The organism is Salipaludibacillus aurantiacus (assembly GCF_900111295.1).
Taxonomy (GTDB): Bacteria; Bacillota; Bacilli; order Bacillales; family Salisediminibacteriaceae; genus Salipaludibacillus; species Salipaludibacillus aurantiacus.
Genome location: NZ_FOGT01000004.1, coordinates 1 through 23621 on the forward strand (window position 1 = coordinate 1; position 23621 = coordinate 23621).

Annotated in this window: 20 protein-coding genes; 13 read left to right on the top strand and 7 right to left on the bottom strand. The window is 41.4% G+C overall.

Annotated features, from left to right (window positions below; translation table 11 throughout):
• Positions 1-334: 334 nt before the first annotated feature.
• A complete protein-coding gene (locus BMW59_RS05570; RefSeq protein WP_093048553.1) occupies positions 335-2266 on the bottom strand; it encodes an endonuclease MutS2 in 1932 nt (643 codons plus the stop codon).
• A 518-nt stretch (positions 2267-2784) separates the two neighbouring features.
• Between BMW59_RS05570 and BMW59_RS05575 the strand changes: the two genes are divergently transcribed.
• Positions 2785-3831 carry a zinc-binding dehydrogenase gene (locus BMW59_RS05575; protein WP_093048556.1) on the top strand — a complete coding sequence of 349 codons (1047 nt, stop codon included), beginning with the start codon at positions 2785-2787 and terminating at the stop codon, positions 3829-3831.
• A gap of 166 nt (positions 3832-3997) precedes the next feature.
• Here the strand turns inward: BMW59_RS05575 and hprK are convergent, their stop codons facing one another.
• Positions 3998-4927 carry an HPr(Ser) kinase/phosphatase gene (hprK, locus tag BMW59_RS05580; protein ID WP_093049391.1) on the bottom strand — a complete coding sequence of 310 codons (930 nt, stop codon included), beginning with the start codon at positions 4925-4927 and terminating at the stop codon, positions 3998-4000.
• 684 nt (positions 4928-5611) lie between these two features.
• Between hprK and BMW59_RS05585 the strand changes: the two genes are divergently transcribed.
• Entirely contained in the window at positions 5612-5887 is a 276-nt protein-coding gene (locus tag BMW59_RS05585) for an acylphosphatase (RefSeq protein ID WP_093048559.1), read from the top strand.
• Positions 5888-6085: 198 nt separating this feature from the next.
• Here BMW59_RS05585 and BMW59_RS05590 read toward each other — a convergent pair whose 3' ends face one another.
• The 3 genes from BMW59_RS05590 to BMW59_RS05600 form a co-directional block, all read right to left on the bottom strand.
• A complete protein-coding gene (locus tag BMW59_RS05590) occupies positions 6086-7021 on the bottom strand; it encodes a DMT family transporter (protein WP_093048562.1) in 936 nt (311 codons plus the stop codon).
• Positions 7022-7294: 273 nt separating this feature from the next.
• Positions 7295-7615: a hypothetical protein gene (locus BMW59_RS05595; protein ID WP_177174202.1), complete on the bottom strand. Its 321-nt coding sequence runs from the start codon at positions 7613-7615 to the stop codon at positions 7295-7297.
• A 181-nt stretch (positions 7616-7796) separates the two neighbouring features.
• The gene (locus BMW59_RS05600; RefSeq protein WP_093048565.1) at positions 7797-8054 is read right to left on the bottom strand and encodes a hypothetical protein; all 258 of its coding nucleotides are present in this window, start codon (positions 8052-8054) and stop codon (positions 7797-7799) included.
• Positions 8055-8497: 443 nt separating this feature from the next.
• Here BMW59_RS05600 and BMW59_RS05605 point away from each other — a divergent pair, with 443 nt between their 5' ends.
• The 5 genes from BMW59_RS05605 (at position 8498) to BMW59_RS05620 (ending at position 14675) form a co-directional block, all read left to right on the top strand.
• The gene (locus BMW59_RS05605) at positions 8498-10723 is read left to right on the top strand and encodes a DEAD/DEAH box helicase (protein WP_093048569.1); all 2226 of its coding nucleotides are present in this window, start codon (positions 8498-8500) and stop codon (positions 10721-10723) included.
• A 66-nt stretch (positions 10724-10789) separates the two neighbouring features.
• Positions 10790-10912 carry a hypothetical protein gene (locus BMW59_RS22200; protein WP_281244220.1) on the top strand — a complete coding sequence of 41 codons (123 nt, stop codon included), beginning with the start codon at positions 10790-10792 and terminating at the stop codon, positions 10910-10912.
• Positions 10913-10923: 11 nt separating this feature from the next.
• Positions 10924-11253: a YecA family protein gene (locus BMW59_RS22015; RefSeq protein WP_245732964.1), complete on the top strand. Its 330-nt coding sequence runs from the start codon at positions 10924-10926 to the stop codon at positions 11251-11253.
• A 438-nt stretch (positions 11254-11691) separates the two neighbouring features.
• A complete protein-coding gene (locus BMW59_RS05615) occupies positions 11692-12870 on the top strand; it encodes a Fe(3+) ABC transporter substrate-binding protein (protein ID WP_245732965.1) in 1179 nt (392 codons plus the stop codon).
• A 167-nt stretch (positions 12871-13037) separates the two neighbouring features.
• Positions 13038-14675, top strand: a complete 1638-nt coding sequence (locus tag BMW59_RS05620) for an ABC transporter permease (protein ID WP_093048572.1) — start codon at positions 13038-13040, stop codon at positions 14673-14675.
• Between the two features lie 396 nt (positions 14676-15071).
• Here the strand turns inward: BMW59_RS05620 and BMW59_RS05625 are convergent, their stop codons facing one another.
• Positions 15072-15962 carry a fructose bisphosphate aldolase gene (locus tag BMW59_RS05625; protein WP_093048575.1) on the bottom strand — a complete coding sequence of 297 codons (891 nt, stop codon included), beginning with the start codon at positions 15960-15962 and terminating at the stop codon, positions 15072-15074.
• Positions 15963-16481: 519 nt separating this feature from the next.
• Between BMW59_RS05625 and BMW59_RS05630 the strand changes: the two genes are divergently transcribed.
• The 5 genes from BMW59_RS05630 to BMW59_RS05650 all read left to right on the top strand — a co-directional run bounded on the left by BMW59_RS05630 (position 16482) and on the right by BMW59_RS05650 (position 21384).
• On the top strand, positions 16482-17894 hold the full coding sequence (locus tag BMW59_RS05630) for a hypothetical protein (protein WP_093048578.1): 1413 nt from the start codon (positions 16482-16484) through the stop codon (positions 17892-17894).
• 51 nt (positions 17895-17945) lie between these two features.
• A complete protein-coding gene (locus tag BMW59_RS05635) occupies positions 17946-18155 on the top strand; it encodes a hypothetical protein (protein WP_093048581.1) in 210 nt (69 codons plus the stop codon).
• Positions 18156-18471: 316 nt separating this feature from the next.
• A complete protein-coding gene (locus BMW59_RS05640; protein WP_093048584.1) occupies positions 18472-18927 on the top strand; it encodes a hypothetical protein in 456 nt (151 codons plus the stop codon).
• A 197-nt stretch (positions 18928-19124) separates the two neighbouring features.
• A complete protein-coding gene (locus tag BMW59_RS05645) occupies positions 19125-19460 on the top strand; it encodes a hypothetical protein (protein WP_093048587.1) in 336 nt (111 codons plus the stop codon).
• 307 nt (positions 19461-19767) lie between these two features.
• Positions 19768-21384 (top strand): glutathione ABC transporter substrate-binding protein, encoded by a 1617-nt coding sequence (locus BMW59_RS05650; protein ID WP_093048589.1) that lies wholly within the window; start codon positions 19768-19770, stop codon positions 21382-21384.
• A gap of 144 nt (positions 21385-21528) precedes the next feature.
• Here BMW59_RS05650 and BMW59_RS05655 read toward each other — a convergent pair whose 3' ends face one another.
• Positions 21529-22176: a hypothetical protein gene (locus BMW59_RS05655; RefSeq protein WP_093048591.1), complete on the bottom strand. Its 648-nt coding sequence runs from the start codon at positions 22174-22176 to the stop codon at positions 21529-21531.
• A gap of 324 nt (positions 22177-22500) precedes the next feature.
• Between BMW59_RS05655 and BMW59_RS05660 the strand changes: the two genes are divergently transcribed.
• The gene (locus tag BMW59_RS05660; protein WP_245732966.1) at positions 22501-23562 is read left to right on the top strand and encodes a DmpA family aminopeptidase; all 1062 of its coding nucleotides are present in this window, start codon (positions 22501-22503) and stop codon (positions 23560-23562) included.
• Positions 23563-23621: the final 59 nt, after the last annotated feature.

Sequence of the window (23621 nt, forward strand, 5' to 3'; positions counted from 1 at the left end):
TATCTTGGCTCTTAGTTCCGCACTGAGTGGCTCTATTGTCCGCAATTGGTGGCTTAAAAGTCCGCATAACTGGCTCTTTCCTAATGCAATACTCAATTTGATGAATCAGAGATTATCGATGTTGAATTTGTAGAACAAGATTAAATGAAGTAAGTATCTCCTTTCGAAGGTGGTTTTTTATGTCAAAAATCAGGAGGCCCAGGATGAAATAAGGTTTCTGTTTCAGACTTTAACTATCACTATCGAGGTTGATTTCATAAATGGAACTCCGGCAAAATTTTTTGCCGGAGTTTTGTAATTAATTGCGGAGCCCTGCACTATCTTTAGTTGAAACTTAATTCTCTTCTTCATGAAGAGTTAAGCTTTCGACGTGTTTACGATCCATCTTATGCTTCGTTTTTCGATACTCAACGGACTTAAAGATGATGTCAAAATCATAATCCTCAGGATAAAGGTCCCTTGCTGGAATCTTTAGTGTTAACCGTTTGTGGTTCACGCGATGCTTTTCTCCTTTGATTTGAACAATATAGTTCCCAGTCTCATCTGGTCCTTTATAGACGATGCCTACCGAACCTTTAGGAGAGACGGTGACATTATCTCCTTGATTGAAGATGGGAATGGAGGACTCCTTTTGCTTTCGCTGCTTTCTGGCGTATTTCGTCGTTGCAAGTTGTTTCTCATAGCGCCGCTTCTGAGCCTGGTCCGTTTCGTCAACAGCGAAGCGATCAGCCTCAGACTGACGATCGCTTAGTTGATGAGCCCGTTTGATTAACTCAGGATGCAAACCAAGCTTATAAGCAATATCGAACGCTTGACTGTTCCCGGTTTCTCCTAATAAAAGCCGGTAAGTGGGCTGAAGCGTCTGAACATCAAATGCCATCGACCCGTTAAGGAAACCTTCATGTGTTTGGGCAAGTGACTTTAGCTCACGATAATGGGTTGTGGCAAAAATGGTTGAACCTTTCGCAAACATTTGCTCAAGGATGACTTGAGCAAGGGCCATGCCTTCATTTGGGTCCGTTCCGGAGCCAAGTTCATCGATAAGAACGAGCGTTTTATCATCGGCGTGCTCCAGAATATCGATGATGTTTGTAAGACGAGAGCTAAACGTGCTTAAATTTTGTTCAATACTCTGCCCATCGCCAATATCCACATAAATTTTTTGGAAAATATGGAGCGACGTTTTTTCCCCAGCAGGAATCATCAAGCCCGTTTGCGCCATTAATGTTAGAAGTCCGACCGTTTTCAACGTGACGGTTTTTCCCCCGGTATTAGGTCCGGTAATGACAAGTGCACGCTCTTGTAGACCAAGTTGAAGGGAAAGAGGTACTGCTTTCTCTCCTAACAATGGGTGACGGGCTTGATCTATGTGAATCGTAAAGGATTCATTAAGCTCGGGAACAATGCCATCGATGGAACGGCCATATTTCGCTTTAGCAAATATCACATCATAATGATGCATTGTTTCCATAGCGATATGAAGATCCGGCTCTATTTCAAGAACAAGAGCCGTTAGCTGATAAAGGATGGTTTCAACTTCATGTTCTTCTGCCATGATAAGATGATTCAATTCCTCATATATGGCCGCCACTTCAGTCGGTTCCATAAAAACAGTTGCGCCAGAAGCGGAGGTATCCACCACGCTTCCATTCACTTTTGAACGGTACTGTTTTTTGACTGGTATCGTAAAATGACCATTTTTCTCAACGACCATACTCTCCTGGAGGTAGGGGGTCATCTTTTTAGACCGGCACATGGCTTCAGCTTTTTCCTTTACTTCTGCTTGTTTCGAGCGAAGATGGCGTCGTATGTTCGCCAACTCAGGAGTGGCGTAATCATCAATTTTCCCGTGACGAAGGCTGCCGCTAATCTCATTTTCACAGGTTGTCATATCCGCTATGGAATGCACATAATTAGCAACATCCGGAGCCACGGAAGTTTTATCTTTCATAAACGTCTTAAGCTTCCGGCAATGTTCGAGAAAAGAAACCACACGTTCAAGCTGGTCAGGTCGTAAAAACAGTCCTTTATGAGCTTGTTTAAGATAAGTTGCCACTTCGTCCAAAGAGTGGATGGGCACACTGGAGCTCATATCTAAAATACGCGCGGCTTGATTAACTTCTATAAGCATTTGGTCAATATGTTTCTTTACAAGCTTTGGTTCACTTGCCATGATCGTTTCCTTAGCTCGATCAGTGTGGGCAAAGGATGCCACGGTGTTTAATATGTTGTCATAGTCAAGTTGCTGCAATGATGATTGGTTCATCGTAAGGATCTTCCTTTCTATTAAAAAAATGAGTCATTATATTTTTACGCTGTATCGTTTCAGGAGATGGATGCAGACGACAGCTCTGTGCCGTCCATATGGCATTAAAATTGTACACAAAAAACGCCTCAAGCAATCGCTTGAGGCGTTCGTCCGCCCTTCACGTTGAACAGACGCACCTGAAATAAGATAGAAGCGTGCTGTTTAAATGCTTGGTTCTTAACACGTACGAAAAGGAACACTAAATAAACCGACGTAATGTCGATTTTTAAACCTTTCGTACATATCCAATTACGGATTAGTTAAGAACATTCACACTCATAAAACAAACTCCTCTTTTACCCTATTTGGGTACTCAACGTGAAGGTTGTGTAATTGACTGTATTATATGATCAATCTCCTTATTTTGTCAACGTGAATGGGTGTACTTAAAGTAACGAAGCTGTTATTTTGAAGAAGCTATGAAAGAATATATAATTGAAACTGGACTAATCTAAACAAAAGAGGTGGCAACCGTTATGAAAGCAGTACAAGTCACAGGATACGGTGATGTAGATAAGTTAGAAGTGGTTACACAAGCTATTCCGGAACCTGAAGAACATGAAGTGTTAATTAAAGTAAAAGCTTGTGCAATAAATAATACAGAAATTTGGATGAGAGAAGGGGCTTATGGGACTGGTTCAAAGTCAGGGTGGAAACCTGAGGGAGTACAATTTCCTCGTACGCCCGGTTCTGATATAACAGGAAGCATCGTCAAGGCAGGGGATTCTGTTGATAAATCCATGATTGGAAAAAATGTTGTCCTTTTCCCATTTACATCTACTGGAGATAATGGTGTCGAACATATTTCAGAAGATATGTCCTTTATAGGGTCAGAATATGATGGCGGATATGCGGAATATGTCGTGTGGCCGGCTAACCTTTGTTTTGATATGCCTCTTACCGATTTCACAGAAAGTGCTGTTTTTACTGTTAGTGGTTTGACAGCATGGCATATGACAGAACAAATTCAAGTCCAGCCTGGAGAGTCTATTTTGGTAACTGGAGCAAATGGTGGGGTTGGATCATTAAATGTACAAATTGCCTCTAAAGTATTTGGTGCTAAGGTGATTGCAATTGTTGGTGACTTAAGTTTGAAAGAAAAAATGAAGGAACTGGGAGCAACTCATGTACTGTCTTATCATTCAAAGAACCTTGCTGAAGACATAATAGAAGTCAATGAGGGACCGATTGACTCAGTATTAGATGTGGTAGGCGATGCGCTGTTTTCAACGTCCCTTCACGTACTGAAGAAAGGAGGGAAATTCTGTACATCTGGCTCTGCGGGCGGTCAGAAGACAGAGCTTGATTTTAGAACGTTGTACTTAAAGCATATTACTCTTTATGGTTCTGTGTTGGGAACAAGGGAAGAGTTCAAACGCATGCTTCACGCGATTTCTGAAGGGGAAATCAAACCAGTAATCGATTGCACTTTTCCTTTAGAAAAAGCGGGAGAAGCTCAACTTTATTTTAAAAAGGCAGGTAAATTAGGCAAGGTTGTCTTGCTTCCTGACCAAAAACAGTGACTTAAATCAGCAGGGCCTTATGAAGGCAGACTGCAAGTACATGGCTGGCTTAGGGTTTCAAAATAAAAATCTTTTAAAAAACCTGTTCGAGTCAGCTGAAATGGGCTAACTTGAACAGGTTTTTTTCTACCACTTCGGATGCTATTAAGACAATGCCTGCACCCGGTTAGTCAGAGTTCTCAATCTCGCTTTCAATCCTGCTCATGAATTCTTCTGCGGCGCTGTATCCTTGTTTTTTCAGAATCCAGTTATGTACAGCTGCTTCAATTAATCCTGCCACATCACGTCCAGGCTGAACTTGAATTTCAACGGAAGGAATTTTAACACCCATATATTCCGTAAAGTGAAATTCCTGGTCCAACTCGTTATTCAAGTCGTCCTTTTCCCATTTCGTCAATTTAATATCAAGAGCAATCCGGGTTTCTTCCTGGAAAGCCTTACTTCCGTATAAACGGACTACATTCAGCAAGCCGATACTGCGAAGAGCCAGAAATTCCTTCGTTTTTTTATCGTGGGTTCCGAGAAGAGCCTGAAGGCCGATCTTCTTAAGGACCACAATATCATCAGCGACGAGACGGTGGCCACGACCAATTAACGTATGGGCTGTCTCACTTTTTCCCACCCCTGAATTTCCCCGGAGCAATATGCCAATGCCGGACACATTCATACATACGCCATGTATGGATAGTTGCGGAGCCAGTTCTTTTGACAAGTATAATCTGAGTTTTTCAATAAAATCTGTTGATGATTCCTTATGGTTTGTAATTAATAACGGGATTTCTTCTTCTGTGCAATGATGTGTTAAATATGTAAGTCCTTCTTCTTCGGAGTTTACGATAAAACAAGGAGGATGGTAATGAACAATATTTCCAATCCGGGTTTTCCGTTCTTCTTTGCTTAACATGTGCAAATAGGTAATTTCTTTTGTCCCTAATATTTGAATTCTTTCAGTCGGAAAAAAATCAAAATAACCGACGAATTCAAGTCCTGGCCGATGGACATTTGATTGTGTAATTGTTTTATTTAAATGTTTTTCCCCGGCTAATACTTTCAATGAAAATGTTTCAACTATATTTTGAACTGTGACTTTTTTCAGCATTCTCACCATCCTCAAGGCATTCTAACGGGTATTATACCCCTGATAAATTATTTGTATAAAACAGTCTTTTACATTATATCATTTGCCGAATCATTTTGATGTGCCACTGTCACTTGTCAATTGACAGAAACAATGATTTGAGTAGTGCGTTTCATATATTTACACGCATGGTGTAATTGTCATGGCTAATTCCGTGATTTAAGTAAAATACAGATGAATAAATATAATACACCACTTGTAACAGAAGTAGTTCTTTTATGATAAACAAAATGAGTTTTTTCTCCGCGTGTGCCTTCACCAGTCGTCCATGAGACCTCCGTTTGACTCCTTTATTCGTACATCTCCTGAATAAAGTCTGAAATTACTAAGTGAATTGAATGAGAAAGTATTGATAATGAACGGGAAGAAACTATGAAAATTAGTTCAAATGCATAGTATCTGCCGTCTATACATTTATATTTAATTAGAATAAATTAAAAAAAGATTAACTTACTAAAAAAATTAGAGCAAAATACAACCTGTATTTAGATTGTGAAATCAACAATAAAGGGAAGATTTAATTCAAGGCTTAATTTAATAATTAGCAACAATTACTTTTAACTAAATCTGTGTAACCTCTAAATTTACAATAAGGGAACTTATATTAAATATATTTTATAAATAAGGGAGGGGTGTATATAAATGGAAACAAAACGTTTATTGGTTTTTGGTAATACACAGGGTGTAGGCTTTAGAAAATATACACGTAAGGTGGCATATCTTTACAACATTGCAGGTTGGGTCCAAAATAAACCAGATGGCAGTGTAGAAATTGTTGCTCAAGGATCTTCTGAAATGATGGAGCTTTTCATAGAAAAAGTTAAGAAAGGGCCTAAAAAAGCAATTGTTTCCAAAGTAAATGTTTTATCAGTAAATTGTAACAAGAATTACAAAGCATTTAAGATATTAAGAAAGTAATTAATGGAACTGGCGAAATTCTTCTCACTTTTTAAAAAGTAAAGGTGCGCTCATAAATATCATTAAATTAACGATGAAAAATACGGTGAGTCATTTGTAAGTATTACAGAAGGAGAGAAATTATTGCTGTCCCCCTAACTTGCAGGATTAGAATGAAAAATCGCGAAAATAAAATCGACAAGTGCCTACTTGTCGATTTTATGCCATTCTCTTTCCTGTCTTCCTATACTCTCTCCTGTAGTACCTCTTGCTCTTATGCTTCCAAGTGGCAATAACGATGCCGAGCATGATCAGCAGGCCGCCGGCGAGAAAGTCCAGGCCGATGGTTTCATTCAACCAGAGCCACCCGAGCAGGCCTCCGACAAGCGGCTGGAAAAACAGAAACAGCGAGCCGACGCCGGCATCCATTAATTCCATACCTTTATTCCACAAATAAAATGTCCCTGCCGTTGCTGCAATACCTAAATATAACACGGACAGTATGATGAGCGGGCTTCCAAAGTAGACCTCACTTCTTTGCAACTCCCAAACCATCAGCGGGGTTGTAAAACCAGTGGCTGCAAGAAGGCCGTAAGCTGAGGTTTCCAGGGAAGTAAATGTCCTGGCTGCCAGCTTCACATACACCGAAAATAACGACCACGAAATGGCAGCCATGAAGAGCACCAGGCTTCCCAGCAGGACGCCGTTGTTGCTGGTGTCCCATTCAATCGTCATGATGACTCCTGCGGTTGCCAGAAGAAGCGCGGTGATTTTCCTTTTTGTTAACTTTTCTTTCAGCATTATGCGGGCAAAGATCAGTATAAAGGCCGGGGATGAAGCGGTGATGAGCGCTCCGGTTGAAGCGTTAGACAGCTCTACACCTATATACTGGCCAACGATCGTGACAAAATAACCGATAAACCCAAGCCTGATAAGAACCAGCCAGTCGTTCTTTGTATAGGATTTTCTTTGTCCATATTTTTTCTGGTGCCATTTCAGAAGAAAGTATAATACTAAAAAACCAATCATATAGCGCAGCCAGATTAACGTGAAGAGAGGAATATAATTTAGTACGTATTTTGTGAAGACAAACATTCCTCCCCACAGACTTGCCGCTAAAGATAAACAGAGTACTCCTAATAGTGTTCTGTTCATAACCGTGCCCCCTGTCCATCTCTTCATTTATTTTTTAAATGAGGATTTTTTCTGTACGGGGGCTTTTCACTTTTTTAGTATGAGTAAAACTAAATATTGTAAATAGATTTATATAGTTTTATGGAGAAATGTGGAAGGGGAGTGGAGTAGTGTTAATATGATCTTCAGGCGGGGAGTTATAGGTTCTCTGACTGGGACGCAGTAACGAACAAACCTTTTTAAAAAAGATGAAGCGAATTTTCCGCCTCACCTTTTTATTAAACTGTGAGTTATTTAATGTGTGTCGGCAGTGCTGTCATCATCGCAGCCTTCTTTCTCAGCCCGCTTTGTAAGGAAATTCGCTATTAAAAAAGTGCTTCCTATCATTGTAAAGAGAATAGCTAGCGTAAAGTAAGCCGTTGCGTAGTTGGCATTAATTATGTAGTTATACGCATCGCCCTCTACATACGCGTTTTTAGCCTCTTCAAAAAGAATGTTATGGCTTTCATAAACAAATAGTTTATGGAACCCGACGCCTGTGAATATACCGGCTACTATATAACTGATCACTGCTAATATAAATTTCATCCCAAATTCCTTTGCTTCAGCTTCCAAATCTTATCCCCCTCATTTTAAAGTGTTTTTAAATGCTTATTTAATAAGTATGCTTGTTTTGCTGATTGATAACTGAAAGGATAAAAGGGAGTAAGAATTGAGATAAAGGTTTGAAATTGCGGGGGAGTAAACTGGGGAATAGAAAAAACCCCTGACTTGAGTGGATCAAGTCAGGGTTTTGTTATGCCTGCTTTTTCAGATCGTAAATTTCACGGTCGTGTTTACCCAGTTTCATGTCAAAAAACTCAAGATCTTCTTTCGTAGCCATCTTATCGAGCCGGGCCATCATCGTATCGTGCTGCTCTGTCAGTTTCCCAGTCTGATCAAATGTTGTATCGAGCTTTTTCTCCATTCGAGCAGTTGTTTCTTTAAGTTCAGAGATATCGCTTTTCATACCATTCAATGTATTTATGATTTCATGAAGTAATTTGTCGCTCATTACAATTCCTCCCAGGTTAAGAAATTAGTAAGTGGAAATTTTACATACCGGAGCAGTTTTAATAGCTAGTTTAACTGATTTCTATCAAAAACAAAAGAGAAGGTCGAACTATATTCGGGCGCCACTCACCACCTTACGTATTGGATTTGGCGTTAGGTAGCAGTTCCTGGGATGACTGATGCCAATGAAGGTTATAGAAGCGCGTGCTGGCGATTTTGGAAGAGTCTGGAAAGGAACCAGCCCGAAATCGTAGAAGTAAGAAGTATACTATAATTATATAATAGGAACCTGTGTTCGTAAACATTCTTTTGTTTAATAATAAAAAGAAAATAACTTTAGTCATTATTTGTTTGAAAGTGACTGTATGTATTTCTATTTTGAAAGTATTTATAGGTATAATTAAAGAAATACATTGATGCTCGCTAAGCGAATGGAGGGAGCTTATGTCGGTTGAAGAGCAGCTACAGGCAGCTTTAATGGAGTGTGAAAGGTTGAGAGAAGAGAATAAGAGATACAGAACACTTCTGGAACAGCACGGATTGCTGCCTCGGGATGTCACTCGTGAACAACGAGAGAAGGCGATTCGGAAACGTATAAGCCTATTTATGTCATTGTTTAAAGGCCGTGCAGATGTATATGCTGTTCGATGGAAAAAAGGTGAAAAGTCAGGCTATTCTCCGGTGACATTATCGAATGGCGACTTCGAGCCGATAACGCCAAATGTGATTTATGAGCACCTTGCCGGAAAGAAAACAGTAGGCGTTTATGCACTATCTAGCCAGCATAAATGCTGGTTTTTAGCTTTCGATTTTGACCGTTCAGGATGGGAGCCGGATGTAACAGCACTTTCAGAAGTATGTCGTCATTTTAATTTAGACGTAACGCTGGAGCGTTCGAGGTCTGGAGAAGGTTGTCACGTATGGATTTTCTTCTCGGAATCGGTGCCTGCATTGACTGCAAGAAAAATAGGGCAGAGTCTTCTGGAAAAAGCTTCAGAATTGAGAGGGAAGAAAAAACTATCTTCATTTGACCGTATGTTTCCGACCCAGGATACACTTAAAGAAGGTGGAATTGGGAATCTCATTGCTCTACCTCTTCAAGGAGAAAGGCGGAAGGAAGGAAAGACAATATTTATTGATAAACAGTTTAATGAAATTAATAATCAGTGGGGTTATTTAGAGAATAGACCAAGATATTCTTGGAAACAGTTGGACGCGAAGCTTGCTGATATGATGCGATCAGGCCAACCACTTGATGAATGTGCCGGTAGAGAAGGTGGTTTTCACAAGCAAGGGTTGGCGGTCCCAAAAAATATTCTTACGACAGAACAGCTTGAAGAGCTCAAACAAGTGTGCTCGTTTCATAACCCTGAGTACTATAAGGCTAAGGCAAATCGTTTCTCTACAAATCGAATTCCGAGTCGGATCTCAGGATATGACGAGACAGAGGAGTATATCCTTATACCGAGAGGAGAGGCGGAGGAATTGCGAGTTCAGCTGCCTGAACATAGGATCCAGGATAAGAGGTGTTACGGAAAAAAAATTAAAGCAAAGCTTTTAGCAACGCTTTATCCAATGCAGGAGGAGGCAGTTAGCGCGCTTCTTCCTCATCATTCGGGTACGCTATCTGCGGCAACAGGGTTTGGAAAGACCGTCGTAGCTGCTGGGTTAATTCATGAACGAGGGGTGAACACTCTTGTCCTTGTTCACCGTAACCAGCTCCTCGACCAGTGGGTTGCTAGCTTGCAGTCACTATTGGACATCGATTTGAATCAAATAGGCCGAATAGGTGGAGGAAAGCAGAAGCCTACCGGGATTATTGATATTGCCACAATCCAGACAATTCGTAATCGTCCCCTGCAACACCGCTACGGGCAAGTAATTGTAGACGAGTGTCATCATATCTCTGCTTATTCCTTTGAGGAAATTTTAAAAAAGGTAGATGCGGCGTATGTCCATGGGCTCACGGCTACTCCAGTGAGAAAAGACGGTCTTCATCCCCTCATGCTGATGCAATGTGGCCCAATTCGGTATAAGGTAACTTCGAAGAATATGGCAGACGTTAGAAGCTTCCATCACATTTTAAAGCCGAGGAAGACATCCTTTCAGCCCTTTAGGGAAGAGATGCCATACCAAAAGCTTCTGGACTACCTTGTAAAAGATGAAAAGCGGAATGACCTGATTTTTAATGATCTTTTGTTTGCCTTAGATAAAGGCCGCAGTCCGCTTGTACTGACCGAAAGAATAGAGCACGTAGAACTGCTTGCCAAAAGGTTAGAAGGGTTTGCGAAAAATATCATCATATTAACCGGCCAACTCAAAAAAAAGGAAAAGATTGCTTTGCAAGAGAAACTGAAGTATATACCAAAAACAGAAGAACGTGTTATTATAGCGACCGGAAAATATATAGGAGAAGGCTTTGATGACCCAAGGCTTGATACAATGTTTCTCGCAATGCCAGTTTCGTGGAAAGGTACGTTGGAGCAATACGTTGGCCGGCTGCACCGTGCCTATGATGGAAAGGATACTGTCGAAGTTTATGATTATGTGGACCACAATGTAGGGAAGTTACTGGCAATGTACGACAAACGTCTGAAAGGTTATAAGCGCCTCGGCTATGCGGTCGAAGGTAAAGAACAAACAGAAAAACGCCAAATGAGGCTGTTTTAATGGTTCAGGTAACTCAAAGTTATAATACTTGTACCGTTAAAATTGTGTGAAAAGGAGAGGTGGCAAATGGTTTATAAAAATATGCAGGCTACAGTATTAAAAGGCGTGGAAGAACAAATAAGTGCGGATGAACCAAAAGGTATAACCCAGGTTTTTAATAGATTGAAAAAGAAGGGTATACAGAACTGAAATCCAAGAAAATGATTGGCGCTGTCTTTCTTAATGATTTCTATTATATGGTGCAGACAGGGGAGCTTTTTGATAGTGAAGGATATATGGCTAAACTGGAGAAGCTGCCGGGTTACTATTATAAATTAATGAAAGGCACAGATGGCGTGGAGGCGGGCGACCCATTTGATTATGACAATTATTATATGGAGCCATCAGACGGTATAGAGTGGGATAAAGACGATATTTTTGAAGATGATTTCCGGCAGGCTCCCGTCAGAAGTGAAAAGGTCGGCAGGAATGAGCCTTGTCCATGTGAGAGCGGGAAGAAGTATAAGAAATGCTGTGGAAAAGGAGCGTGAATTATGACACTTCTGGAAGAATTTGATGATCTGTATTATACCTGTAGTCTGCGGCTGGGGAACTCTACGTTATAATTAGGGGACTCTACCGTATAATTACAGAACTTTACCATATAAAAAGGAAACTCTACCGTATAAGTACAGAATTCTACCTTATAACAAATTTCGACAAAAACTCCCCCTGTAAAACACACAAACCCAATGACGCCTTTTAACCAGAATACATAAAGTTCTAGCTTCTTATAGAGATGATCCCAGGTGAAAAAATGACGAAATGGTGACTTTTGATATAAAAATATAAAATATATCTAAAAAAGAATGGAAATCTCATTGACAATGATTATCATTTGCATTAGAATCGCCTTTGAGAGCTTAATTGATAATCATTATCAATTTTTTGCTTAATAAGAAATACATACTCAAGGAGGAAGTAACAAGATGAGTAAATCTATGAAAGTGTTTATGTTTAGTTTAGTAGCTGCCATGTTATTAATCATTACAGCATGCGGCAATAATGAAGGGGCTGAAGATAACGGGGGAGCTTCTGAAAATGCAACTGAAAACGAAGCAGCCAATGAAGAAGCAGCCAATGAAGAAGCTGCCAATGAGGAAGCGGCCAATGAAGAAGAAGCCAATGAAGAGAATGCAGCCACTGATGAAGATGCTGGCGAAGTGAATCTTTATACAAGCCGTCATTATGACACTGACCGGGACTTATATGATCAGTTTACAGAGGAAACCGGAATTGAAGTCAATGTCATTGAAGGTGGCGGTGATGAACTGATTGAACGAATGAATATAGAAGGAGAAAATACAGAAGCTGATGTTTTCATTACAGCTGATGCCGGAAATCTTCATGCAGCGAAAGAAGACGGATTACTGCAGGAAGTTGAAAGTGAGCTACTGTCGGAAAATATTCCTGAGAAGCTTCGTGACGAAGATAATCACTGGTTTGGACTTACGAAACGTGCCCGTGTGATTGTCTATAATGAAGACACTGTCGATCCTGATGAATTAAGTACTTACGAGGCACTGACAGAGCCTGAATGGGAAGGCCGTGTGACGGTCCGAACATCTGATAATATGTATAATATTTCGTTACTGTCTTCATTAATCGAGGTAAACGGCGAAGAAGAAGCTGAAGAATGGGCGCAAGGCATTGTTGACAATATGTCAAGAGAGCCACAGGGAAATGACCGTGACCAGGCAAAAGCAATCGTAGCTGGTGAAGGTGATGTTGCAATTATGAATACGTATTATATTGGACGTATGCTGGAATCAGAAGATTCTGAAGAACAGAAAGTGGCGGAATCTGTCGGCGTTTTCTTCCCTAACCAGGAAACGACTGGAACTCACGTAAATATAAGCGGTGCTGGTGTGACAAATCACTCCCAAAATCCGGAAAATGCTGTGAAATTTATTGAGTTTCTCTCAAGTGAAGAGGCTCAGGGAAGCTTTGCAGAAGCAAATAACGAATACCCTGTAAATGAAAACGTTGAGTGGACAGAGTTGCTTCAATCATGGGGGGAATTCAAAGAACAAGACATTAACTTATCTGTATTAGGGGAAAACCAACAGGAAGCGATCCGTATGTTTGATCGAGTTGGCTGGAAATAGTATATAATCTTATACCGTATCGGTTAGCAGCCGGTACGGTTTTTACCGTATTCAATGCTTAACTGATTCCATTTGAGTATGATTTCCGGTATAATTTTTGGGGCTTCAATCTGTTCCAGTACTGAATTGAATAGATTGATTAAATATTTCATCAAGGGCGTGTCTTCATGAGACTGATCAAACGATTACGACAGTATTTAAACATATGGGCGGTATTAAGTCTGTTTTTTATATCAATCATTATTATTCCAAATCTATTAATAGGTGTTAACCTGTTTACAGAAGCCAACGAAAATTGGCAGCATATAAAGGACTATTTGCTTCAGGAATATATTATAAATACAGTCCTATTAATCGTTTTTACAGGTGCAGCGACGATGCTTATCGGGACAAGTTTAGCCTGGCTTGTGACAAATTATCGCTTTCCATTAAAGAATTTTTTTGCGTGGGGGCTTATCTTACCGTTAGCTATTCCGGCTTATATCGGTGCTTATGCTTATCACGGTATACTGAATTATACAGGTGTTATTCAAGCGACATTAAGAAATACATTTGATGTGAGCGTTAACCAGGCTTACTTTAATATCATGACTATTCCGGGAGCGGTATTTATTTTCACGCTGTTTCTGTTCCCATACGTGTATGTTATTACAAAAGGGTTTCTCGAAAAACAATCAGCCTCCCTGTTTGAAAATGCGAGGCTTCTTGGGAGCGGTCCTTTTAATACCTTTTTCAGTGCGGGTCTTCCGCTCTCTCGTGCGGCAATCGTTGGCGGAGTGGTTCTTGTCGTTCTGGAAGTGCTTAACGATTACGGTGTCGTCAGTTATTTCGGTATCCAGACATTCAGTACCGCGATTTTCAGAACATGGTACGGGATGAAAGACCTTGATTCAGCAATGAAACTGGCGGGGATACTCATGTTTCTCGTCATTATTATTCTCGTTTTAGAAAGGCTCATTCGCGGACAGAGAAATTACAGTTTCTCATCTGCCAACATTCGGACTGTGGAGCCTCAGCAGGTAAAAGGGATAAAAGGCTGGTTAATATTCTCATATTGTCTGGTCATATTCAGCTTTGCTTTTATCATTCCAATGGTGCAGCTTATTTACTGGGCGATGCTTACTTATGAAGATATACTTACAAGAGAATTTATTACTCTCGTATTTAACTCTGTGTTTGTCGCCACCGTTACAGCGGTTATCATCGTATGTATTTCGTTAATCGTAGGCAATTACACACGTCTTCACAAAGGTTTAGCTCCAAAAATTATATCCCGGGTGATTACTCTCGGTTATTCTATTCCAGGTGCCGCCATAGCAATCGCCGTTATAACCTTATTTATATTTATTGATGATTTTATTTTTTCAATTTTATCTTTATTAAATTTGAACGGCGGGATCGTATTAAGGACCACGCTTGTCATGCTTATTTCTGCTTATATTATCCGATTTATGGCAGTGGGCTATAACGCCATAGAAGCGGGCTTTGAAAAAATTGGCACTAGTTTCACAGAGGCATCGAGAGGTCTCGGCTTTTCAACAGTTACAACTTTTTTTAAAGTCGATATTCCAATTTTAAGAGGGGCTATCTTCGGAGGGTTTATTCTGGTATTTGTCGATATTCTTAAGGAGCTTCCCCTCACTTTATTCCTGCAGCCGTTTAACTTTTCCACGCTGGCGACTCAGGCTTACCGGTTCGCCAATGATGAAATGGTTCATGAAGCTTCGCTGGCGTCTATTTTAATTGTGCTAGTAAGCGGCTTGTCAATTTATTATTTTCATAGATTTTCGCAAAAGGACTTGTAACAGAAAAGCCGGCTGAGCAACGTGATTCAATTACGTGCTCAGCCGGCTTTTTTAATTCTCTTTTTTAAATTGGTAGAATAGTAATCTTAGGACACCCCTTTGATAATGAGGCTTACTTTAAAAAAGTGAAAAAACTGCCGAATTACTATTTAAATAGGTGATTCTACCTTCTACTTAGGGCACTCGACTCTACCGTATAAAAGAGAAACTCTACGTTATAAATGTGTCACTCTACCGTATAAAGGGGAAACTCTACCGTATAAATTCAGAACTCTACCATATAACAAATTTCGACAAATACTCCCCCGGTGAAAAACATGACGCCCACGCCCCAACCCATAGCGCCAAAAAAAGCCGGCCTCAAGTGCTTTACTCAAGGCCGGTCTATCTTATAAATTAGTTTTTATTAACTGACGCGTCATAAATGGCGTCAACAGCTAGCTGAAGCTGCTGGTTGAATACTTCGTCAGACTGTTCGACGCTCAAGTCGCTGACTAACGCGCGTGAGAAGCTGGCAATCAGACCATCGTTCTCTTTCAGTTTTTGGTTTGCTTCATCAAGCGGATAGCCGCCGGACAGAGCAACGACGCGAACGACGTTAGGATGGTCGATTAATTCTTTATACTGGTTTGCATTTGTCGGGATGGTCAGCTTCAGCATGACGTGCTGGCTGTTAGACAGATCTTCCAGATGCTTCAAAATTTCGTCCTTTAAGAGTTGTTCTGATTTTTCTTTGTCCGTACTGTTAATGTCGACTTCAGGCTCAATAATTGGTACGAGGTCTGCTTCGATAATTTGTTTTGCCACTTTGAACTGCTGGTCGACGACAGCCTTAATCCCTTCTTCATTTGGTTCGTGGATGACGGAGCGCATTTTCGTTCCGAAAATATGCCGTTCATTCGCACGGCGCAGCGTGTCGTCTAAATCATGGATATCCTTCATGAGCTGAACGCCATTTTCCTGGTCGGCAAGCCCTTTATCAACTTTTAAAAATGGGACGATGCCTTTTTCGGAAAGGTAGTCGCCGGTATATTTCCCTTCAATTTCACGGTCCATTGTTTGTTCAAATAAAATTGAGCCAATAATTTGATCGGAATTAAAAGCTGGGGAGGTGATTATACGTGTTCTCATCTCGTGTACCAGGTTGAACATTTCCTCTTCGCTGTCATAGGCATCCTCTGTCACACCATAAGCAGCTAAAGCTTTAGGAGTACTTCCGCCGCTCTGGTCGAGCGCCGCGATAAACCCCCGGTTATTCTTGATACGGTCAAAATGCTTTTCATTCATGCTTTTTTCTCCTCCTTTATTAACTCATTATTACAGTCTCTTCGATCATTCTAACATTCAAGAGCCATCTTTAAAAAATGCCCCTTGAATGTCCTATATGTTAGGCTACCCTTAATAGAAAGACAGAAAACTTTCTGTTTATATTTCTGGCCTCTCTGAATAAGAGAAAATTTCCATTTAACTAAGGAGTCATTACGGCTTCTTAAAGATTTTAAAAAAATAGTGTAATATATAACGAGAGAGACGGGACGGAAGGTGAAAGCTTGTGGAGAAATCGCCTGAAAGGATCTAAAAAGACTTAGGTGCTCACCTGCAGGAGGGCCACACGTCGTGTTGAAAAAATCAAGCTGTAAAGGCTTCCTATTTATGTTTGAACTCCTGGGAAAACCATCCACACAGTAAAAAAATTCGGATCTGCTTGCTGAAAAGATGCAGTTAGTTTAATGACTAATCTTATGCTTTAATTAGAGCAAGCCTGCATAATTGAATCAAAGGAAATATGAGTAAGGGAGGATGAACATGTCCGAAAAACAAGCAGCAGTAGAAGAACATACACATCGCTCACTTAGTGATCTGCTTAACAAATTGTCAAAAGAGGACCTTGTGAAATTACTGCTTGAAATAAATGAGGACAATAGATTATTTGGTCTTCAAGTTAAATTAAGGTTTTCAGATGGGCAAGATGACGTTAGTCTCTGCAGGGAGTTAATTAGAACCTGCTTCGATGCGGCCGGAATCTATAATTTTGAGATCGGGGCAGATATAGAAGATGCAGTAACAAAAGTAGAAATTGTACTGGAAAAGGCTGATGTAAGACGGGATGAGGGGAACACCGAGCTTGCGATGAAGATAGGTTTGATGGTTTATCAGGAAACCTATCCTCTCCTTCAAGAGGTATATAATCCAGAAGAGCTGGAAGGGTTTGTCGATAAAACTCTTAAACTCATCGATACAATAGCACAGGAGATAGCTAACGGGAAAAATGAAAAGCTGAAAAAGAAAGTTGCAGACGATCTTATGAGAACAGTAAATGATTTTTCAGACCGTGGCTACGATCATGATTTGAATTTGCCGTTAATGGAAGTGATTAGTCATTTTGGGAGCGACCCTGCCGTGAGGAAGAAACTTGAGGACAAGATACACTCAGAGCTTGAAGATTCCGGTGATTTTCACTTTATTAATGAGAATTATAAACTTTTTCAGCTGAAGCTTTTAGAGCGTTTTGGTGAGCCTGAGAAATTAAAGAAATTTGTCTATGATAACCTAAACCTAATGCCTTTAAGAAAAAAGGCCATTGATCAAGCGATAAAGCAGGAAGATTTCGCCGAGGCGGAGCGGCTGTGCATTGAAGGAGAAGAAGAAGCTAAAAAATGGCCAGTACCTCGAAAAGAATGGAAGGCTCTCCGCTATCATATCCATAAAATTGCAGGCAATCAGCAAGGCCAAAGGAAAGCAGCTATGGAGCTGATCATTGAGGGGGATTTTGACTATTATCAACCTCTCAAAAAGCTGACGGCTCCAGACGATTGGAATAAAACTAAAGCCTCTATTATAAGGAAAATGGAAGAAGCACCTGAAGTCCAAGAGGCGTACATTTCTCTGTTAATAGAAGAAAACGAAACCGGGAAACTTTCATCTTATTTCGAAAGTAGACTGGATGATGTAACGAAATTATACCCCTCTCTTCTTCCTCACTACAAGGATGAGGTTAAAAACCTTTTTGCAACATCTATCCAAGCAAGCTCGTCAAGTGCCGGCAGCCGAAATAAATACAAATCAATTGGAGAAACTATTCGAATGTTTGGAAGCGTGTGCGGGATCAAAGAAGCGGAAAGCTTGATTGGACAACTGGAGGAAAAATATAAGCATCGTTCGGCATTTAAAGAGGAACTTAAAAAGGTGAGAAAAAATTTGAGGAAGAATTCTATATAAAAATAGTGGTGATATTTAGGTTTATAGTTGTTCAGAAAGGAGTTGAAACAGGTGTCATTAACAGATATAAATGCCCACAAAAAGTGGCGGAAGGTTCCCGCTAATATTAGAAACAAATTGATTAACAACGTGTTTTGTCCTGATTGTTTTAATACGACTATTGTGAATTACGATTTGAAGACTCTCAAAAACGGTCTTTTACTTGAAGGAGACTGTAAACAGTGCGGGAAGAGTGTAGCCAGAGTGATCGAGGACGAGTGAGGGGAGAAAAAGTTAAAAAAGTCTGTGCCAGCATATATATTACTAAGAGCTGTTCATAATTATGGACAGCTCTTTTAATCTGGTAGCTAACCATGTTGGTTTTTGAACATCCCGGTTTAGCCGCGGAAATAAGTGGGTTGATCCTGCCCCGTTTGGAAGTAACTGGGGGGACAGACCCCCCAGTTACTTCCAGAAACATAGCCAGGGGGATGTGGCAAAACTCCGAACACTTCCGTTCACCGGTATAACGCGCTTACAGTTGTTAAGACTGAATATATGACGATTATAATGCCGGACATTTTTAAGGAGTTAAGCTATGAAACCACTTTTACAATCCGCTAGCCTGCTTGTCGCATTTTTCCTAATCATCTCCCCTGCCGATTTTACCGTGGAAGCAGGCGGATTCAGCAAACAGCAACTGATTGAAGAGCTTTACCAGCTGGAAAATGACGCGTACAACGCCATTGAAGATATGATCCACTCTTGGGAAGGGAAAGAGGAGCCGGGCTTTTCCGATTACTATCGTTTATATAAGCAGGCGAAAGAGAGCGAAAGGAAAATTGACGAGCGTTACGAGGCTGTTTTAACAGAGCTTGAAACAAAGCTGGACGGGACAGAGTGTGACTCAGCTCTCGTGTCGGAAATTGAAGCGTCTTACAACCGGAAAAAAGAAGAAGCGAGAAACCGGTTGAAAGCGGAGTTATTAAGCTTAGGTTTGAAGGCTTTTCCTGGTGTACGGGCACGTTTTCAGACATTTATTTATAAACTGTAACTAGGCAAAAAACTGTATGGTCAGTCACTGACTCGTACAGTTTTTTTGACGCTGATAAAACATAATGAAAAATGTGTGAAAATTCAATTTTTAAGTTTTTTTGGGCCTGTAAATAGGGTATAATGGCTGTACTTTACTTAAATTTAGTTGGTTGCTGGCTTAGTCTATAAATGTTTGAGTTGAAGGAGGTTATCACCATGAATAATTCAGGATGGCTGCGTGGGATGATGGCAAAGAAGATGACTGCAGAGGCGTTTTGTGAATGTGTGATGGAGTCGGTTTATAAAGAGATTAGAGCATGGGGCTGGAATGTCATTCTTCTGTATGACTGGCAGGAGGCTTCGGAACATGTGCCCGTGACGCTGATCCTTGATGGGAAAATGGTGAGGATTGACTTGACTAAAACAGAAGTAGAAAGCCAACAGAAAAAAAGTCCCTATTCTGTTGATAAAATGATCTGGACGGCGATTCACGAGCAGGGGATTAAATTAAACAATAGCGTCTACATGAGATACGTCTGGATGCAGCCTTGAGCCTGTAGTGGCCGGCTAATTCCCGCAATTAGTAAAACCGCAACTTAATAAACTGATGCAAGCCTCCTTCCGCGTGACGAAAGGAGGCTTTTCTGTGGTTACTTCATTCGGTCAGGGTGTGCCTTTTAGTAATATGCGGCTGTAGCAGGAAGAAGACGATTTTTTGTTGTTATAAAGAATTTTATATAGGAGATTTACCAGCTTCCGTTCTATATTCTTTGTTTCAACTCAAAGTAGAGAAATCCTTGCAAATATCCAAGTTATCAGATAGGATTAAATAACAATAAAGCAATAGGGGGACATTTGTATGAAACATTGGTATTTAGTTGCGGGCGCTTTGGCGGTGTTAACCGGCTGCGCGGGAAACGGTGAGCCGCCTGAATCAGAAGAAACGGCAAACGCGCCTGACGGTAACAGCCCGCAAAATGAGGAGATCGATGCAGATCCGGATGCTCTGACGGTGAATATGCAGTCGGACGTCAGTTCACTTGATCCTCATTTCGGCAATGATCACGCGTCGCTTAACGTTAAGCGGACCATTTACGATACGCTCGTACGCACAGATGAGGATTTGGATATACATATGAGCCTGGCCGAATCATTTGAGCAGGAGGAGCCCGACGTTTGGGAGGTGTCGTTAAGAGAGGATGTTACGTTTCACGATGGCACTGAATTCAATGCTGATGCGGTGAAAGTAAACGTGGAAAGGATGCTTGATGAGGAAACGGCTTCTCCAGTGGCGTTTATGTTCGAAATGATTGAAGAAGTGGAAGTAGTCGACGACTATACTGTCCGTTTTTATACGGAGTATCCGTTTGCTCCGTTGAAACAGCATTTCGCACATCCTGCCGGCCAGATGATCAGCCCGGCTCTGATTGAAGAGGATCAGCAGGCAGTTGAGGATGGCGAGCAGCCTGGCTCTGTCATTAACGAGAATCCAGTCGGAACAGGATTTTATAAATTCGACAGCCAGCAGGCCGGTGAAGAAATTCACCTCGTGAAAAATGACGATTATTTCGATGGGGAAGCGGGAGCGGATGAATTAACTTTCCGAATCGTGCCGGAAGACCTGACCCGTGTCGGCGAGCTTGAGACTGATTCTGCCCAAATAATCGGCCATTTAAATCCGAATGACATTTCCCGTCTTGAAGAGAATGAGGAGACGAAAGTAGCTCGTCATGACAGTGCGTCCTTAGCGTACTTCGGTTTTAATACGGAAGTGGAGCCGTTTGATGACCCGGATGTCCGCCGTGCGATTGCCATGGCAATTAATAAAGATGATATTGTTGAAGGCGTCATGGGCGGTGCGGCACTGAAAGCAGAGGGCCCTCTTGCTCCGCCAGTTACAGGTGCTTCAGATAATCTTGATTCAATTGAGGAAAATGTGGATGAAGCCCGCGACTTGCTCGCGGAGGCAGGATACGAAGACGGAATCGAGGCAGAACTGTGGACGGATGATTCCCGTGTCCGGCTTGATACAGCAGAACTGATTCAAAGCCACCTGGCACAAATCGGCGTGAACGTGGAGATCGTCTCTATGGAAAGCGGAGCCCACCGTGAACAAGTTTCTGAAGGAGAACATGAACTGTTTCTTGGTTCATGGGGCACCGTCACTGGCGATGCGGATTACGGTCTGTATCCCGTGTTCCATTCAGACAGCCATGGGATGACGGGGAACCGCATGTTCTACAGTAATGAAGAAGTGGATGCCCTGCTCGATGCAGCACGCCAGAAAATGGATCCTGATGAACGCGATGAACTTTATCATGAAGCCCAGCAAATCATTGTGGACGAAGCGCCAATGGTGCCCCTTTACCACATCGAACATCTTGCCGGACTGCGCTCGGATATCGAAAACTTCTACATTCACCCGAGCAGCCTGTACGAAATGGTTGATGTGACAAGAACGATCGAAGAGGAGTAGCTCTCTTTTACGAGCTAGCTGGTGAAGGCTGATTGCGAAGCCTTGGGGACAAATCAAGTGTGACTGCAAATTTTTTATCATATGAAAGGCCGGGAGAACAGTTCTCCTGGCCTTTTTTAATATCCTTTACCTGTTGCTTTGCTTTCAAGAATAAGATTTCACTATTTCATCAAAAACTTCTATACGGTATTTCTCACGTACTTCATGAATGTCAGTAATCCCATATTCTTCTTTTAAGATGGGTTCTAAGTCCTCGCCTATAGCCCTTCTTTCATAAATATGTTTCGAAAATTGGAGATAAAGTTCCTCGAGACTATATCCTGATTTTTCTGCAAGGTAACGATGTATATCAAGCTCTCCATCTTCTTCAGAAGAAAGTGCATCCTCTATTAAGGGCTTTAAATCTTCTTTAATAATATCCTCCACCCTTTCTTCCTCTAAGGTAACTCCGTATCTTTCAAAAGCTAACTCCTGCCACGTTTCTTCATACAGCATTCTTAATTGACTACCTTCGTAAACCTGCTCTGTATCTGTTTCTCCCTCATAAGAAGAATAAATTAAGTAATATTGAACAAACCAATCTCTTTCTTCTTCTTGAAGACTAAGCTGGTCAACTTGACTTAACGCTTCATCAATATCTGCTTTATTTGCCTCTGTCAGATCCCCTGACTGATGAATAACTGCATACAATTGATCTCTTAATTGCTTTTCCTCAGAAGCATTAAGTTCATTATCGTTACAGGTACTTAACAATAAAATAAGCATTAACACAAATAATCCGTTTTTAATCAACCTTTCATCTCCCTTTTATACTTTTTATGAACCTTCTTACGCTAACTAAATAGCTTAATAATCTATGGTAATTTTAACATTAATTCGTTTGAAGATTGGGATTAATAGGAAAAAAGTTCTTTTTATTGAATAATATTTTGCAAGCTGGAAGGAAGGAGCCTGTATTTTTACCATACAGCGGAAAATAGAGAGAGTCGGTAACAATCGAGTGAGTATACTATTTGAGGTCGGCCAGCCTCAGTTCGGTAACAATCCAGGGCTGTGTAATAAAATCTCTCAGGTTATAATTAAGAAAAAAATGACAGGACGGGGAGGCTTACCATTTTGCAAAAGAGATTAAGAGATTACGGCATGACGATTGGCAGCCTGGAAACAGGACCGCGCAATAAAATTACGGATGTAAAAGGGGTCACTGTGGGTCACTCGACGATTGACGATGGCGATATAAAAACAGGGGTGACCGCGATTCACCCGCATGGCGGCAATCTTTTTACCGATAAAGTGGTCGGCGCCACCTATGTCTTGAACGGATTCGGCAAGGCGGCCGGCACGCTTCAGGTGGATGAACTGGGAACGATCGAGACACCGATCCTGTTAACGAATACTTTAAGCATCGGAGAAGTGACCAACAGCCTAATCACCTACATGCTCGAACGTAACGAAGAAATAGGGACAACGACAGGCACAGTCAATCCGCTTGTGGCTGAATGTAATGATATGTTTTTAAATGATATTAGAAGCCAGGCTGTCAAGAAACATCATGTTTATGAGGCGCTTTCCGGTGCATCGGGTGAATTTGATGAAGGAGCAGTCGGTGCCGGAACAGGGATGAAATGTTTCGGGCTAAAAGGCGGAATAGGTTCGAGTTCGAGAATCCTGTCGTACCCTCATGGCGCGTATACGCTCGGCGTCTTAGTCCTCTCTAATTTCGGCCAGCTGGAGCATTTCCGGATGCCTGGGATTGGTCTTGCCGGGGAAAAAATAAAGGCGAAGCTTGATGATCATATGGATGAAGGTGATAAAGGATCGGTCATTATCGTTGTGGCCACTGATCTGCCTGTCGAGTCGCGGCAGCTTAAACGGATTATTAAACGGGCCGGTGTGGCGCTCGGCCGGACAGGATCGTATATGGGAAACGGGAGCGGCGACATCTTTCTGGGCTTCTCAACAGCTAACCCGGTAAGCCACCACTCAAACGGTACGCTGCAAAAACGTGAAACGATCCACGAGGATGATATTGACCAGGCATTTACAGCTGTCGCTGACGCGGCGGAAGAGGCGATTCTTAACTCCATGCTCACCGCAAAAACGACCACAGGCAGAGAAGGGAACACCCTTGTGTCCTTAGCGGAATTTATGGACGAGCTGGCTGGTAATAAGGTTTAAACGCTGAATTACGGTAGTTGACAGCTGTGGAGAAATATATCAATGCTATAAAATTTTGA

Bases quoted from the DNA above. Each gene is read 5' to 3' on its own strand.
- BMW59_RS05570 (WP_093048553.1), bottom strand. From the start codon at position 2,266: ATGAACCAATCATCATTGCAGCAACTTGACTATGACAACATATTAAAC.
- BMW59_RS05575 (WP_093048556.1), top strand. From the start codon at position 2,785: ATGAAAGCAGTACAAGTCACAGGATACGGTGATGTAGATAAGTTAGAA.
- BMW59_RS05585 (WP_093048559.1), top strand. From the start codon at position 5,612: ATGGAAACAAAACGTTTATTGGTTTTTGGTAATACACAGGGTGTAGGC.
- BMW59_RS05590 (WP_093048562.1), bottom strand. From the start codon at position 7,021: ATGAACAGAACACTATTAGGAGTACTCTGTTTATCTTTAGCGGCAAGT.
- BMW59_RS05600 (WP_093048565.1), bottom strand. From the start codon at position 8,054: ATGAGCGACAAATTACTTCATGAAATCATAAATACATTGAATGGTATG.
- BMW59_RS05605 (WP_093048569.1), top strand. From the start codon at position 8,498: ATGTCGGTTGAAGAGCAGCTACAGGCAGCTTTAATGGAGTGTGAAAGG.
- BMW59_RS22200 (WP_281244220.1), top strand. From the start codon at position 10,790: ATGGTTTATAAAAATATGCAGGCTACAGTATTAAAAGGCGTGGAAGAA.
- BMW59_RS22015 (WP_245732964.1), top strand. From the start codon at position 10,924: ATGATTGGCGCTGTCTTTCTTAATGATTTCTATTATATGGTGCAGACA.
- BMW59_RS05615 (WP_245732965.1), top strand. From the start codon at position 11,692: ATGAGTAAATCTATGAAAGTGTTTATGTTTAGTTTAGTAGCTGCCATG.
- BMW59_RS05620 (WP_093048572.1), top strand. From the start codon at position 13,038: ATGAGACTGATCAAACGATTACGACAGTATTTAAACATATGGGCGGTA.
- BMW59_RS05625 (WP_093048575.1), bottom strand. From the start codon at position 15,962: ATGAATGAAAAGCATTTTGACCGTATCAAGAATAACCGGGGGTTTATC.
- BMW59_RS05630 (WP_093048578.1), top strand. From the start codon at position 16,482: ATGTCCGAAAAACAAGCAGCAGTAGAAGAACATACACATCGCTCACTT.
- BMW59_RS05640 (WP_093048584.1), top strand. From the start codon at position 18,472: ATGAAACCACTTTTACAATCCGCTAGCCTGCTTGTCGCATTTTTCCTA.
- BMW59_RS05645 (WP_093048587.1), top strand. From the start codon at position 19,125: ATGAATAATTCAGGATGGCTGCGTGGGATGATGGCAAAGAAGATGACT.
- BMW59_RS05650 (WP_093048589.1), top strand. From the start codon at position 19,768: ATGAAACATTGGTATTTAGTTGCGGGCGCTTTGGCGGTGTTAACCGGC.